Source organism: Erwinia sp. BNK-24-b, assembly GCF_047456155.1.
GTDB classification, from domain to species: Bacteria; Pseudomonadota; Gammaproteobacteria; order Enterobacterales; family Enterobacteriaceae; genus Erwinia; species Erwinia phyllosphaerae.
Window position 1 is genome coordinate 3,930,400 of record NZ_CP179901.1, and the last position, 14,063, is coordinate 3,944,462.

Sequence of the window (14,063 nt, forward strand, 5' to 3'; positions counted from 1 at the left end):
TTACTATTCCTTGTTATTAACAAGCTCGCGAAGTTCACCAGAAACAATCTCAGCCTGAGCGCCAATAATAACCTGCACGCCATTGCTTCCTTTTTTAACTACGCCTAACGCACCCAGCTCCTTTAATTTTTTCTCGTTAACCTGCGCCATATCGGCAACCTCAAGACGAAGACGAGTAATACAGGCATCGATAACAATAAGGTTACTTTTTCCACCCAGCGCTACCAGATAGTCTGCCGCAATTTCCGATACGCCTTTTTTCTCTGCCATGACGGTATGATCCTCTCTGCCTGGCGTAGCAAGATTAAAACGCCGGATAAAATAGCGGAACAGCAGGTAATAAATCAGCGCCCATACCATCCCTACAGGGATTATCAATAACGGCGAGGTCGCCAGACCAAAAGAAAGCCCATAGTCAATTAATCCGGCAGAGAAAGTGAAGCCAAGCTTAATCCCCAACAGCTGACATACGGCCATAGAGACGCCTGTTAACAGCGCATGGATACCATAAAGAAGTGGAGAAAGGAAGAGGAAGGTATATTCTACCGGCTCGGTGATACCGGTCAGAAAAGTCGTCAGCGCCAGGGATAAAAACAGACCAGCGACGGTAGAACGTTTATCCATCGGCGCGGCATGGTACATAGCCAGGCAGGCGGCCGGCAACGCGAACATAAATACCGGGAAATAGCCGGTCATAAAGTCGCCCGCCAGAGGGTCACCAGCAAAAAAGCGATGGATATCGCCCGTTACGACACCGCCTTCCGCCGTGCCGTACGACCCAAAAACGAACCAGACCAAAGAATTGATAATATGGTGCAGCCCGACTACCCGCAGCAGGACGTTCAGAATGCCATAGACGAAAGGGCCAACCGGGCCGGAAGTGACCAGCCAGTCTCCTGCGCTGCTAACACCGTGCTGTAGCGGTGCCCAAACCCATGCGAAAACAATGCCCAGCAACAGGCAGCTCATGCCGGTAGCGATCGGAATAAAGCGTTTGCCGCCGAAAAAAGCAAGATATTCCGGCAGGCGAATATCCTGATAGCGATTGTAGAGCACGCCTGCCAGAATGCCGCCAACAATACCCGCCAGCACGCCCATATCCAGCTCCGGATTAATAGCCTTCATTACCGAAGTGAGAACCAGATAGCCGACGGTGCCTGCCAGACAGGCCGCGCAGTGATTATCTTTAGCCAGGCCGCCAGCAATACCTATGGCAAAAAGCAGCGGTAAATGCTCAAAAAGCGTCTGCCCCGCTTTGGTAATAAAAGCGATATCCAGTACGTCGGGTTGCCCTAACCGCAGCAATAGGCCAGCAATAGGAAGCACGGCTATCGGCAGCATCAATGCTTTGCCGAGCCGCTGCATAATAGCGAAGAAGTAACTGTTCATAGGTTTACCTGCGCAAATCAGAAGAGGAAAACATGTACCTTTTGTGTACCACTTTGCGCACCATACAGTTGTCTTTCGCCTGTACGCTATCTGTTCCATTCTGTATTGTGACTGGCATGACAAAATTTATGGCATTTCATCCCCTTGATAACAAAAGATAAATAGAAATTTAATCAATTAGCCACATTCGGGCTTTATCTCTTCAGGAGCTACGATGACCAAGACTTTATCTCCCCTGTTTTATGTTGATAACGACAGCACCATGCCGCTCTATATGCAGCTGGTAAAGAGCTTGCAAACGGCCGTGCGGAAAGGGAAAGTGCAGCCTGGCGATATCATTCCTTCTGAACGCACGCTGGTAAAAACGCTGGGTATTGCGCGTGGTACTGCCCGCAGGGCATATCAGACGCTGTTGGAAAACGGCACTATTGTGCGCAAGCGCGGATCGGGTACATTTATCGCCCCGCTGGTGCGCCAGCTGCCTGGCGTGCTGGAAAGCTTTAGCGAGATGGCGGAAAAATGCGGCGGCACGCCACAAAGTGAGCTGCTGGGCTGCCAGCGTCGAGAATCTACTGCGGAAGAGCAGCAGGCCCTTTGCCTGACGGAAAATCAGAAGGTGCTTGAGATAATCCGACTACGAAAAATCAACGATATTGCCATTTCTTTGCAGCTGGCCGTGCTTCCTGACGATCTGCTGGAAGAGCTTAGCAATGCCAATACGTCGCTTTATCTGCTGTTGGCGCAAAAAGGGATGCCGGTAGTACGGGCTATCCAGCGCTTTAGCGCCGTCGCGGCAAACGGTAAGCTGGCTTGTCATCTGCAAATCAAAGAATCAGACCCGCTTTTACTGGTAACACGCACGGGTTACAGCCATTGCGATCGACCGGTGGAATATACCCGTACCTGGTGCCTGAATGAATATTATGATTTCACGGTCGCGCTACACAGAGATCGGGATGATGCCAGGCCCCTGCTTCTGTGACCCGTCCCGCAGCCGCTTAGCCAGATGCCAAAATTTGACTTATCCTGCCGCGCTATCCTTGTGCGGCTGAACGATGCCCCAGCCTGACCTCCTTTTTATACTGAAGCGGCAACATGCTTACCCCACTGGTCCGGCGGCACTCTTATAGCTGATTACAAGCCGCTGACCGCCCTACATAAAGAGGTTTCCGGCATGAAAATCAGTCAAATTGAGGTCATCCGCCTCGCTATTCCTTTTGCCAGCGATCGTGAAGCGCCAGTACCAGCGGCGGAAACGGCATGGAACGCGGCGTCCCCCGCGCTGAAGCAGATGGAAACGCTGTTGGTACGCGTCACCACCGATCAAGGCGAGCAAGGCTGGGGAGAAGGTTTTGGTCATTTATGTAATCCGGTTACGGCCGGGGCGCTGGAAGCGCTGGTTATTCCGCTGTTTCTGGGCAAGGCCGTGCCGGAAAGCCGCGAAGCGCTGCTGTTGCTGATGACCGAAGCGGAGCAGGCGCTGCACGCTTTTGGCCGCAGCGGGCCGGTTCGCTATGCGCTGTCGGCGATAGATATTGCGCTGTGGGATCTCCTTGGCCAGCGGCTGAAAAAACCGCTGTGGCAGCTGTTGGGCGCACAGCGTCAGGAAGTGGAGCTGTATGCCAGCCTGGTCAGCTATAACAATCAGCCGGACGAGGTCGCCCGTCAGGTACAGCGTGCATGGCAGGCCGGATTCCAGATGCTTAAGCTGCATGAAACCGACTACGCTGCGATTGCCGCTGCCCGAGCCGCGCTGCCAGAAGAGGCCACGCTAATGGTCGACGTTAACTGTCCGTGGTCGGTCGACGAAGCCGGTCATCGCGCCCGGCAGCTGGCAGAGTTAAAGCTGGGCTGGCTGGAAGAGCCGGTATGGCCGCCGGACGATATTGCCGGACTGGCGCAGGTTCGTCGTGCCGGCACGCCGATAGCCGCGGGCGAAAACGCCTCTGGTGAATGGGGATTCGAACCCTTTTACGGTGCGCAAGCCGTCGATATCCTCCAGCCCAGCGTCACAAAAGTGGGTGGGATTACCGCCTCGCTGCGCGTTTTTGAACGCGCTAAACAGCATGGTATCAAGGTTGTTCCCCACTGCTTTTACTACGGCGCAGGTCTGTTGGCTACCGCGCATCTGGTTGCCACCCTGCCTGCCGATATCCGTCTGGAGGTGCCTTTTATCCGCTTCACGCCGCTGCTTTATCCCCAGTTAGAGTTCGCGCCGACGATGCGGCTTCCCACAGTGCCGGGCCTGGGTTTTCAGCCGGATGCAGAAGTACTGCAAAGGCATACCCTCAGCCATATCACCCTGAGCATGGGGGCTAATCATGTTTAAAAACTATCGAAGCGTAGTAGCGCTACTGCTGTTTTTTGCTGGCGTGCTGAACTACCTGGATCGTGCTGCCCTGTCGGTAATGGCTCCACTGGTTAAAAAAGATCTGCAAATCGATGATGCGCAGATGGGTATCTTATTCAGCTGCTTTTTTATCGGCTACTGCCTGTTCTGTTTTCTGGGCGGCTGGGGAGCGGACCGCTACGGCCCGCGCAAAGTGTTTGGCTGGGCGGCGGCCATCTGGTCGCTGTTTTGCGGTGCCACGGCACTGGCGGGTAGCTTTGCCCATCTGCTGATCGTGCGCGTACTGTTTGGTATCGGCGAAGGGCCAATGGGCACCACCACCAATAAGTCGATCTCTAACTGGTTTCCTCGTCAGGAGGTTGGCCGCGCAGTCGGCTTTACCAATGCGGGACAGCCGCTCGGCGCTGCCGTTGCCGCGCCGGTCGTTGGGCTGGTCGGGCTGCATTTTGGCTGGCGCGTCTCTTTTATTGTGATTGCCGCGCTGGGCTTCGTCTGGCTGGCTTTCTGGCTATGGCTGTTCCGCGACAGACCAGAACAGCATCCGCGCGTTAGCGAACCAGAACGAGCAATGATTGCTGCCCAGCGCCCCGCCACACGCGTGACCAAATCGGGTAACGCTCAGCAAACTAAACTCTGGCACTACGTTTTTTCACTGCCGGTACTGGGCGTCGCCGCGGCCTTCTTCTGCTTTAACTATATCCAGTTTTTCTTTCTCTCGTGGCTGCCCAGCTACCTGACCGATTTTCAGCATCTGGATATTAAAAGTATGAGCCTGATCGGTATTCTGCCGTGGCTGGGCGCAACGGTAGGCTTTATCGGCGGTGGCGTCATTTCCGATGCGCTGTTCCGCCGCACCGGCAATTTTTTGCTGTCGCGTAAGCTGGTGATCTTTTTTGGCCTGGCGGTGGCGGCGATCTGCGTCATGCTGACGGCCTGGGCCAGCAGCGTTACGCTGGCAGTGACGCTAATCACGCTTGCCAGCGTATTTGCCTATATGACCCCGCAGGCATGCTGGTCGCTGTTGCAGGATATCGTTCCGGCTGAACGTATCGGTACCGCGGGCGGTTTTGTACATCTGCTGGCGAATCTGGCGGGCATCCTGTCGCCGGGAATTACCGGTTTTTTGATTCAGTATGGCGGCGGGTACTCTTCAGCCTTTCTGTTAGCTAGCGTGCTGGCACTAACCGGTATGGCAATGCTGGCGCTGTTTGTCCGCCAGCAGAGCGTTAATGCGCTGCGCTCGCTGGCGTAACGACAATAAAAAAGCCCGTTCGGCATGAGCAAACGGGCTTCTCCAGTGCTTGTTTATTATCTCGTCACAGCGGGCTATTGCCCAACATCTCCTGCACCAGCTCCACACAGCGTAGAAAACGCTCGTCGTAGTTATCCTGTTCCACATGCACAAAATCGATGTTGTTCGCCTTGAGCATCTCCACCAGCAATCCCTGAAACTCTTTGCGATCTACCGAACTGCCAAGGCTGCGCAGCCCGTCCGCTATCCACGGCACGTTATTTTCCACCAGGATCACCAGATCGAAACGATATTCGTCAATCAGCGCCTGCACAAAAGGATGTTCGCGCCCTTCATATTTTTTGCAGAAAGCTTGAGTAGTCACAAAGTCGGTATCGATAAAAGCGACCTTGTTGGCATATTTAACGGCAAAATCGATGTACTGTGCCTGCCCCAGCGCGATTTTGTCATAGTCGGAATACTGTAGCGCCATCTCATCGCCGCCCAGATGGGAAAAGACGTAGTCGCGGCCAAACTCCCAGGCGCTGGTGGTGTTAAAAATATTTGCCAGCTTGTTAACCAGCGTCGACTTGCCGCTGGATTCGCCGCCCAGAATCGCCACCGTGCGTACAAAGAACGGTTTCACTTCCGTAGGAATATATTCCCAGTAGCGAAAAGGATCCTGGCGGATCTGGCCGCCGCTGATGTTCATAAAGGATCGTTTGGGATCGATTAATACCGCCTCGATGCCCAGATGCTGCTGATACTGCGGCGCGTCCAGCTCTTCGCTGGTGTAAACCCGGTTCGGTATGATGCCGTGGTTTTCCATAAAGTCATGGATGCCGCGGCTCCAGATGTCCCAGCCGTGCGGATAGGGTTCCATGCCCTCTTCGTTAAACGAATGGATGCGGATATTTTTCTGATATTTAAAAGTTTGCAGCAGCCAGCGCAGACGGTCGCTGACCGTGGGCTGCTGGGACATGGCGCTGGCTTCAAACAGCTCGCGGTCGCGCGGCTCGTCGTAGCCCATGATGATATGCAGCTCGTCAACCTGGCTACAGGCGCGCTGGATCAGATAGATATGGCCGGTGTGCAGCGGGTAAAACTTACCAAAAACCACGCCTACGGTTTTTTCGCGACGCGGAAACTCCAGGCCAAGATAGCGGTGTAGCGCCTCCAGCTTCTGCGCGCTGGGGCTTTTGATTTTGGCATTCAGCAGCTGGCTGAGATAGCCCTTGGTCATGCCGCTGGCCTCCGCCACCTGCTGTAGCGTGCAGCCCTGCTGGCGAATAGCCGTTTTCAGATAATCAAATGACGACACCGGGTGCCTCCTGCATAACGGGCGAGCTTTCCGCCGCTTTGAAGTGCGGAGCGCTGTTGCGCCCCGCAAGGGTAAGCCGCGCGCTAACGTCCCTGCTTAATTACAGTTCATCGAGGATCGACAGCGCGTCGGCCAGTTTCTTCACGCCGTAAACTTTCATATTTTCCGGCACTTTTTTTGGCACGTTGGCGACAGGCACAATTGCGCGGCGGAAACCGTGCTTGGCCGCTTCGGCAATGCGTTCCTGACCGCTCGGCACCGGACGAATTTCACCGGCCAGGCCGACCTCGCCAAACACCACCAGGTCCTGCGGTAAAGGACGGTCGCGCAGGCTGGAAACCATCGACAGCATCAGCGCCAGGTCGGCGCTGGTTTCGGTGACCTTGACGCCGCCGACCACGTTGACGAACACATCCTGATCGGCCATTTGCAGGCCACCGTGGCGATGCAGCACCGCCAGCAAAATGGCCAGACGGTTCTGCTCCAGCCCGACCGCTACGCGTCTTGGATTGCCCAGCATGGAGTGATCGACCAGCGCCTGAATTTCTACCAGCAGTGGCCGCGTTCCTTCCCACAGCACCATTACCGAGCTGCCGGAAGTCACCTCTTCGCCGCGGCTAAGGAAGATGGCGGAAGGATTGCTGACCTCGCGCAGGCCCTGTTCGGTCATGGCGAACACACCCAGCTCGTTTACCGCGCCGAAGCGGTTTTTATGACTGCGCAGCGTACGGAAGCGTGAGTCCGCATCGCCATCCAGCAGCACGGAACAGTCGATACAGTGCTCCAGCACTTTTGGCCCGGCCAGCGAGCCATCTTTGGTGACGTGGCCGACCATCACAATCGCCACGCCGCGCGTTTTGGCAAAGCGCGTCAGGTAAGCGGCGGTTTCCCTGACCTGCGCCACGCTGCCCGGCGAGGACTGGATATCCGCCATATGCATTACCTGGATAGAGTCAATCACCATCAGCTTCGGCTCTTCCTGCTCGGCAATCAGGCAAATTTGCTCGATGCTGGTTTCGGAAAGCATATTCAGATTGGCGGTCGGCAAGCCCAGCCGGTGCGCGCGCATCGCGACCTGCTGCAGCGACTCTTCGCCCGTGACGTAAAGCGTCTTCATGTTTTCCGCAAGCTTGCAGAGCGTTTGCAGCAGCAGCGTACTTTTACCGGCACCGGGATTACCCCCGATAAGAATGGCGCTGCCCGGCACCACGCCGCCGCCCAGCACGCGGTCAAACTCTTTGAAACCGGTGCTGAAGCGCGGTAAAGCTTCCAGACTGATTTCCGAAAGCTTCTGCACGCGGCTGGGGCCAGCGCTGCCCGCGTAGCCGCTCAGCCGTTCGTTACGCGCGACCGTAGGCGACGCCGCCAGGCGCACTTCGGTAATGGTATTCCAGGCGTGACAGGCGCTGCACTGCCCCTGCCAGCGTGGATAATCTGCGCCGCATTCGTTACAAACAAAGGCGCGCTTTGCCGCTTTGGCCAAATCTTTTCCTTAACGTTCTTCGTGAATCAGGCTGCCGCTGAGAATGCAAAACACCCCCATCAGGTCGGCATGACGGATAGTAACTTCGGTTTTTTCATTAACTTTTGGCTTGGCGTGATAGGCGATGCCCAGCGCGGAAGCCTTGATCATCAGCAGATCGTTCGCGCCATCGCCAATCGCCACGGTCTGTTCCGGCGCGATATCAAACCGTTTTGCCAGCTTGCGCAGCGTGTCGGCTTTATATTTCGCATCGACGATATCGCCCAGCACTTCGCCGGTCAGCTTGCCGTCGCGGATTTCCAGCTCGTTAGCCACGATGGCCGAGAGATGCAGCGTGTCACGCAGGTACTCTGCAAACCAGGTAAAACCGCCGGAAGCGATGGCAATGTGCCAGCCCAGCGCCTGTAGCTTATGCACCAGCGAAACGAGGCCCGGCATCAGCGGCAGTTCATTGCGGACCGTGCTGAGGATATTCGCATCGGCACCTTTCAGTGTAGCCACGCGCTGGCGCAGGCTGTCGGTAAAGTCGAGCTCGCCACGCATCGCTCTTTCGGTCACTTCCGCCACCAGCTCGCCGCAGCCGGCCAGTTTGGCGATTTCATCAATGCATTCGATTTCAATCGCGGTGGAGTCCATATCCATCACCAGTAAACCTGGCGTTTTCAGATGCGGAATACGGCCCAGCGGCGCGACGTCCAGGCCGGCTTCGTGCGCCAGCTTTGTCGCGCGCGGCGTCAGCGAACCCGCCAGGCGAATCACCTGGTAATCCTCCACAGACCAGGCGCTGACGATAACCATCGCCGCGCCCAGCCTGTGCTGCAACGCCGTCAGACGATCTTTATCAAGATTTCGTCCATACAGAAGCCAGCCGGTACGGCCAGCACGGTAATCCAGCGGCATAACTTCATCACCGCTGAGGGAAAGAGGCAAACCCGGCCAGAAAGAGACATCGGAAGGCAGGTCGCACCAGGTCAGACTATTTGGCATTACAGCTCCTGTAGGGACATATTAACCACGCAAGAGGCTACCTTGTCTCGCCTGCTTCTGGCAACATAAAAGCACGAAGCAAATCCTGCTTGAACTGATAAAGTGTGAAAGAAAGATGGCTAAAGCCAAACTAACATTTCGGCTGCACCGCACGGCGATCGTACTGATTTGCCTGGCGCTGCTGGTGGTGCTGATGCAGGGCGCATCCTGGTTCAGTATGGGCCACCAAATGGCGCGCTCTGAACAGGTCGAGGAACTGGCGCGAACGCTGACCCGCCAGGTAGCGTTTAGCCTGACGCCGATGATGGAAAACAGCGACGATAATCACCAGAAAATCGTCAATATCCTGACGCAGATGACTACCGAAAGCCGCATTCTGGACGCTTCTGTCTATGATGACAGCGGCACGCTGATTGCGCACAGCGGGGAAAGTATTAACGTACGCGACAGGCTGGCGCTGGACGGACAGCGAGCGGGCAGCTACTTCAACCATCAGCTGGTAGAACCTTTATCCAGCCCGGACGGGCCGCGCGGCTTTCTGCGCGTCACGCTGGATACGCACGTGCTGGTAACGGATTCCCGCCAGGTGGATAACACCACCAATATTCTGCGCCTGATGATGCTGCTGGCGCTGGCTATCGGCATTATTCTGGCGCGTACTCTGCTCAGGGATCGCCGTACCCGCTGGCAGCAGTCGCCGTTTCTGCTGACGGCGAATCGTCCGGTGAAAGAAGATAACGACGAAGCGCCAGAGGAAAAGTAGCGTGGTTATTTCAGACATAGCGGCTAACCGGGAATAGATATTCATTACGTAATCTAGTGTCTGCAAACAATAAATTTGAATTAAAAAACGGAAAGGTGAACAGACTCTTTATAGGAAAGCTGGCCGGTATAACCGGCCAGTAGGCTTACCGCTACAGGCGAGCGGCGTCACGCTTAATCAGGCTTTGTCGCCCAGTAGAACGGATTCCAGAGCGATTTCAATCATCTCGTTGAACGTCGTCTGGCGTTCAGCCGCCGTGGTCTGCTCGCCACTGCGGATGTGGTCAGAAACGGTGCAGATTGCCAGCGCTTTTGCGCCAAACTCTGCCGCTACGCCATAGATACCGGCCGCTTCCATTTCCACACCCAGGATGCCGTATTTTTCCATTACGTCAAACATCTGCGGGTCTGGCGTGTAGAACAGGTCGGCAGAGAAAATATTGCCAACGCGCGCTTCCACACCCAGGTTTTTCGCTGCGTCGACCGCGTTGCGCACCATATCGAAATCCGCAATCGCTGCGAAATCGTGATCTTTGAAGCGCATACGGTTTACTTTTGAATCGGTGCTCGCACCCATACCAATGACGATATCGCGCAGTTTCACATCGCTGCGTACCGCGCCGCAGGAACCCACGCGAATAATTTTCTTCACGCCAAAATCGGTAATCAGCTCTTTGGCATAGATTGAGCAGGAAGGAATGCCCATTCCGTGGCCCATGACGGAGACTTTGCGGCCTTTATAAGTACCGGTATAGCCCAGCATGCCACGCACATTATTGACTTCCACGGCATCCTGCAAAAAGGTTTCCGCAATGTGCTTTGCACGCAGCGGGTCGCCCGGCATCAGCACTACGTCAGCGAAATCACCCATTTCTGCGTTAATATGAGGGGTAGCCATCTTTTAATCCTTATTGCTATTGCCGACTCGCGTCGGCACGTTATGTTGCGCTGATTACAGCATGCTTTTGCCATATTCCATTGCGGACAGGCCAAAATAGTTTGCGATAGTCTGACCGATATCCGCAAAGGTGTCACGATATCCCAGCGGGCCTGGCTTCACGTTCGGGCCATAAATGAGCACCGGAATATGTTCGCGGGTATGCTCCGTGCCTTGCCAGGTTGGGTCGCAGCCGTGATCGGCGGTCAGGATCAGAATATCGCCCTCCTTCACCAGCGCCATCAGCTCCGGCAGACGACGGTCGAACAGCTCAAGGCCGCCAGCGTAGCCAGCCACGTCACGACGGTGGCCCCAGGTGGAGTCAAAATCAACAAAGTTGGTAAAGACGATGCTGTTGTCCGGTGCCGACTGCATTTCCTGCACGGTAGCGTCAAACAGCGCGTCCAGGCCGGTCGCCTTCACTTTTTTAGTGATGCCGACGTGGGCATAGATATCCGCTATTTTGCCTACGGAAATCACTTCGCCGTTCTTTTCTTCCACCAGCTTTTTCAGGATGGTCGGCGAAGGCGGTTCGACCGCCAGATCGTGCCGGTTGCCGGTACGTTCGAAATGACCGGCTTTGTCACCGACAAACGGACGGGCGATAACGCGGCCAATGTTGTAACCCCCTTCCGTCAGCGCTTCGCGTGCGATTTCGCACAGATCGTAAAGACGCTGTAGCCCGAAGGTCTCTTCGTGGCACGCTATCTGAAACACTGAATCGGCAGAAGTATAGAAAATCGGCTTGCCGGTTTTCATGTGCTCTTCGCCCAGCTGGTCAAGAATGACCGTGCCGGAAGAGTGGCAGTTGCCCAGATAACCCGGCAGATCCGCTTTTTCTACCAGCTCATCGAGCAGGGCCTGCGGAAAACTGTTTTCCTTGTCGGTAAAGTAACCCCAGTCAAACAGCACCGGCACACCAGCGATTTCCCAGTGGCCGGAAGGCGTATCTTTCCCGGAGGAGAGCTCGCTGGCCCAGGCGTAAGCGCCGATAATATCGGCATTCTCGTCCAGCCCCGGCGGGAATTTGCCGGTGGACTCTTCTGCCGCTTTACCCAGACCCAGCGCGGTCAGATTGGGCAGATGCAGCGGCCCTTTGCGTCCAATATCCGCTTCGCCTTTAAAACAGGCTTCGGCAATGTGCCCAAGCGTATCGGAACCTTCATCACCAAACTTGTGAGCGTCTTTGCTTGACCCAATGCCGAAGGAGTCGAGCACCATAATAAATGCACGTTTCATCGTGGTCTCCTGCGTTGTTAACGCGATAAGCTAAATTTTATCGATCAGAACAGTATGCCGTTTATCCGGCGACTCTGCGATAAATAACTGGCGTCGGTGGCGATGATTTTTCTGCCAGCGTAATGGCCTGTTTTACCGCCGCTGCGGCCTCCTGCCAGCCCGCTTCGCTGGCAGCGTGGATCACGGCAAGCGGCCGCTGACCATCCACGTGGTCGCCCAGCTGCGCCATCTCACTCAGCCCAACGCTGTAGTCAATAGTATCGCTGGCACGACGGCGACCGCCGCCCATCGCCACAACGGCCATGCCCAGCGCACGCGTATCCATCGCGCTTACCACGCCAGGCCGATCGGCGTAAACCGCTTTACTGAGCATTGGCGCAGGCAGATAGCGATCCAGATTATCGACAAAGTCCGCTGGGCCTTTTTGCGCGGCCACCATACGCGAGAAAACTTCCGCCGCGCGACCGTTATCCAGTACCGCCTGCAGTTTGCTGACCGCGTCGTCGTTATCTGTCGCCAGCCCGCCGGAAATCAGCATTTCTGCGCTGAGCGCCATCGTTACCTCCAGCAAACGCGGATTACGGTAAGCGCCAGTCAGGAAATGCACCGCTTCACGAACCTCCAGCGCATTGCCTGCGCTGGAAGCCAGCACCTGGTTCATATCGGTCAGCAACGCCGTTGTTTTGCAGCCTGCGCCGTTCGCCACGCCAACAATCGACTGCGCCAGCAGCTCGGACTGCTCAAAGGTTGGCATAAAGGCACCGGAGCCGACTTTGACATCCATCACCAGCGCATCCAGGCCTTCGGCTAATTTTTTCGCCAGAATCGATGCGGTAATCAGCGGAATGGAATCAACGGTTGCCGTAATATCGCGCGTGGCGTAAAAACGTCTGTCGGCAGGCGCCAGCGAGCTGGTCTGGCCGATTATTGCTACACCGACCTCGCTGATAATCTTACGGAAGGTCCGATCGTCCGGAAAAATATCGAAACCCGGAATCGCTTCCAGCTTGTCCAGCGTGCCGCCGGTATGGCCCAGCCCGCGCCCGGAGATCATCGGCACATAGCCGCCGCAAGCCGCCACCATCGGCCCCAGCATCAGCGACGTCACATCGCCCACGCCGCCGGTAGAGTGCTTATCCACTACCGGCCCGTTCAGGCCAAGGCTTTGCCAGTTCAGCACGGTGCCGGAATCGCGCATCGCCATGGTCAGCGCCACGCGTTCCGGCAGCGTCATATCGTGAAACCAGATAGTCATCGCCAGCGCGGCAATTTGTCCTTCCGATACGGCGTTATCACGCACGCCGTTAATAAAAAAGCGGATTTCTTCTTCGCTCAGCGCCTGGCCATCTCTTTTTTTACGGATAATTTCCTGTGGCAAAAACACGTTGCCCCCTGGTGAGGTGTCGCCCGGGATCCGGGCAGATTTTACCGGCAGGCGCCCGCCTTTTTATGCTGGCGGGCGGCCTGGTATTAGTAGGCTGAATCGCTTTTGGCAGAAGAATAGCCCGCGGCATTCAACAGGCTGGCCAGCAGGCTGGAGGCGCCAAAACGGAAATGACGGGCGTCTGCCCACTCTTCGCCCAGAATATCATCGGCCAGTTGCAGATAGAGAGCGGCATCCTCCGCCGTTTTCACGCCGCCAGCAGGCTTAAAGCCCACCTGATGCTTCACGCCTTTTTCGGCAATCACGCGCAGCATGATCTCGGCTACCTGCGGGGTGGCGTTGACCGCCACCTTACCGGTGGAGGTTTTAATAAAATCGGCCCCGGCATCGATAGCAATTTCAGAAGCTTTGCGGATCAGCTCTTCCGTTTTTAGCTCGCCGGTTTCAATAATGACTTTCAGCAGCACGCCAGCGTCGGCGCAGGCTTCTTTGCAGGCGTAAACCATGTCGTACCCTACTTCTTCATTACCGGCCATCAGCGCACGATAAGGGAAAACGACGTCAACTTCATCTGCGCCATAGGCGATAGCGGCATGCGTTTCTGCCAGCGCGATTTCGATATCGTCGTTGCCGTGTGGAAAGTTGGTTACGGTTGCAATGCGGATATCCGGCGTATCCTGCTCGCGCAGGGTTTTGCGCGCAACCGGAATAAAACGAGGGTAGATACAAATGGCGGCAGTATTGCCAGCGGGTGATTTAGCCTGACGGCACAGGGCAACCACTTTGGCCTCCGTATCGTCGTCGTTCAGCGTGGTTAAATCCATCAGTTTCAGCGCGCGAACGGCGACAGCGGTTAAATCAGTCATAGTATTCTCCGGAAAAATCAGCAGGCCTCGCTGCAAGGTCACGATGCAAGGTCACGATGCAAGGTCACGATGCAGCGGTAATGTTATAATAGTAACATTACCGCTGCGCTACAT

The 14,063-nt window shown here is 55.8% G+C and carries 12 protein-coding genes; 4 read left to right on the forward strand and 8 right to left on the reverse strand.

The window, feature by feature from the left end:
* Positions 1–3: 3 nt before the first annotated feature.
* Positions 4–1,389: an N-acetylglucosamine-specific PTS transporter subunit IIBC gene (nagE, locus tag ACMGGR_RS18060; protein WP_414147488.1), complete on the reverse strand. Its 1,386-nt coding sequence runs from the start codon at positions 1,387–1,389 to the stop codon at positions 4–6.
* A 214-nt stretch (positions 1,390–1,603) separates the two neighbouring features.
* Between nagE and ACMGGR_RS18065 the strand changes: the two genes are divergently transcribed.
* The 3 genes from ACMGGR_RS18065 (at position 1,604) to ACMGGR_RS18075 (ending at position 4,991) form a co-directional block, all read left to right on the forward strand.
* Positions 1,604–2,371 (forward strand): GntR family transcriptional regulator, encoded by a 768-nt coding sequence (locus tag ACMGGR_RS18065; protein ID WP_414147489.1) that lies wholly within the window; start codon positions 1,604–1,606, stop codon positions 2,369–2,371.
* A gap of 192 nt (positions 2,372–2,563) precedes the next feature.
* Positions 2,564–3,718, forward strand: a complete 1,155-nt coding sequence (locus tag ACMGGR_RS18070; protein WP_414147490.1) for a mandelate racemase/muconate lactonizing enzyme family protein — start codon at positions 2,564–2,566, stop codon at positions 3,716–3,718.
* Positions 3,711–4,991 carry an MFS transporter gene (locus ACMGGR_RS18075; RefSeq protein WP_246762017.1) on the forward strand — a complete coding sequence of 427 codons (1,281 nt, stop codon included), beginning with the start codon at positions 3,711–3,713 and terminating at the stop codon, positions 4,989–4,991. Before ACMGGR_RS18070 ends, ACMGGR_RS18075 begins: the two co-directional genes overlap by 8 nt.
* A gap of 64 nt (positions 4,992–5,055) precedes the next feature.
* Here ACMGGR_RS18075 and nadR read toward each other — a convergent pair whose 3' ends face one another.
* The 3 genes from nadR to serB all read right to left on the reverse strand — a co-directional run bounded on the left by nadR (position 5,056) and on the right by serB (position 8,761).
* Complete coding sequence (gene nadR, locus ACMGGR_RS18080; protein WP_246762018.1) at positions 5,056–6,291, reverse strand: multifunctional transcriptional regulator/nicotinamide-nucleotide adenylyltransferase/ribosylnicotinamide kinase NadR; 1,236 nt, start codon at positions 6,289–6,291, stop codon at positions 5,056–5,058.
* A 100-nt stretch (positions 6,292–6,391) separates the two neighbouring features.
* Entirely contained in the window at positions 6,392–7,774 is a 1,383-nt protein-coding gene (gene radA, locus ACMGGR_RS18085) for a DNA repair protein RadA (RefSeq protein WP_246762020.1), read from the reverse strand.
* 9 nt (positions 7,775–7,783) lie between these two features.
* Positions 7,784–8,761, reverse strand: coding sequence for a phosphoserine phosphatase (serB, locus tag ACMGGR_RS18090; RefSeq protein ID WP_246762022.1), 978 nt, complete (start codon positions 8,759–8,761; stop codon positions 7,784–7,786).
* Between the two features lie 115 nt (positions 8,762–8,876).
* Here serB and ACMGGR_RS18095 point away from each other — a divergent pair, with 115 nt between their 5' ends.
* Positions 8,877–9,524 (forward strand): YtjB family periplasmic protein, encoded by a 648-nt coding sequence (locus ACMGGR_RS18095; RefSeq protein WP_414147491.1) that lies wholly within the window; start codon positions 8,877–8,879, stop codon positions 9,522–9,524.
* A gap of 177 nt (positions 9,525–9,701) precedes the next feature.
* Here the strand turns inward: ACMGGR_RS18095 and deoD are convergent, their stop codons facing one another.
* The 4 genes from deoD to deoC all read right to left on the reverse strand — a co-directional run bounded on the left by deoD (position 9,702) and on the right by deoC (position 13,949).
* The gene (deoD, locus tag ACMGGR_RS18100; protein ID WP_246762025.1) at positions 9,702–10,421 is read right to left on the reverse strand and encodes a purine-nucleoside phosphorylase; all 720 of its coding nucleotides are present in this window, start codon (positions 10,419–10,421) and stop codon (positions 9,702–9,704) included.
* A 54-nt stretch (positions 10,422–10,475) separates the two neighbouring features.
* On the reverse strand, positions 10,476–11,699 hold the full coding sequence (gene deoB, locus ACMGGR_RS18105; protein WP_246762027.1) for a phosphopentomutase: 1,224 nt from the start codon (positions 11,697–11,699) through the stop codon (positions 10,476–10,478).
* A 61-nt stretch (positions 11,700–11,760) separates the two neighbouring features.
* A complete protein-coding gene (gene deoA / locus ACMGGR_RS18110; protein WP_414147492.1) occupies positions 11,761–13,083 on the reverse strand; it encodes a thymidine phosphorylase in 1,323 nt (440 codons plus the stop codon).
* An 86-nt stretch (positions 13,084–13,169) separates the two neighbouring features.
* The gene (deoC, locus tag ACMGGR_RS18115; RefSeq protein WP_414147493.1) at positions 13,170–13,949 is read right to left on the reverse strand and encodes a deoxyribose-phosphate aldolase; all 780 of its coding nucleotides are present in this window, start codon (positions 13,947–13,949) and stop codon (positions 13,170–13,172) included.
* Positions 13,950–14,063 lie beyond the last annotated feature (114 nt).

What these genes read in the sequence shown, in the direction of transcription:
- nagE (WP_414147488.1), bottom strand. Translation starts at nt 1,389, where the DNA reads ATGAACAGTTACTTCTTCGCTATTATGCAGCGGCTCGGCAAAGCATTG.
- ACMGGR_RS18065 (WP_414147489.1), top strand. Translation starts at nt 1,604, where the DNA reads ATGACCAAGACTTTATCTCCCCTGTTTTATGTTGATAACGACAGCACC.
- ACMGGR_RS18070 (WP_414147490.1), top strand. Translation starts at nt 2,564, where the DNA reads ATGAAAATCAGTCAAATTGAGGTCATCCGCCTCGCTATTCCTTTTGCC.
- ACMGGR_RS18075 (WP_246762017.1), top strand. Translation starts at nt 3,711, where the DNA reads ATGTTTAAAAACTATCGAAGCGTAGTAGCGCTACTGCTGTTTTTTGCT.
- serB (WP_246762022.1), bottom strand. Translation starts at nt 8,761, where the DNA reads ATGCCAAATAGTCTGACCTGGTGCGACCTGCCTTCCGATGTCTCTTTC.
- ACMGGR_RS18095 (WP_414147491.1), top strand. Translation starts at nt 8,877, where the DNA reads ATGGCTAAAGCCAAACTAACATTTCGGCTGCACCGCACGGCGATCGTA.
- deoD (WP_246762025.1), bottom strand. Translation starts at nt 10,421, where the DNA reads ATGGCTACCCCTCATATTAACGCAGAAATGGGTGATTTCGCTGACGTA.
- deoB (WP_246762027.1), bottom strand. Translation starts at nt 11,699, where the DNA reads ATGAAACGTGCATTTATTATGGTGCTCGACTCCTTCGGCATTGGGTCA.
- deoC (WP_414147493.1), bottom strand. Translation starts at nt 13,949, where the DNA reads ATGACTGATTTAACCGCTGTCGCCGTTCGCGCGCTGAAACTGATGGAT.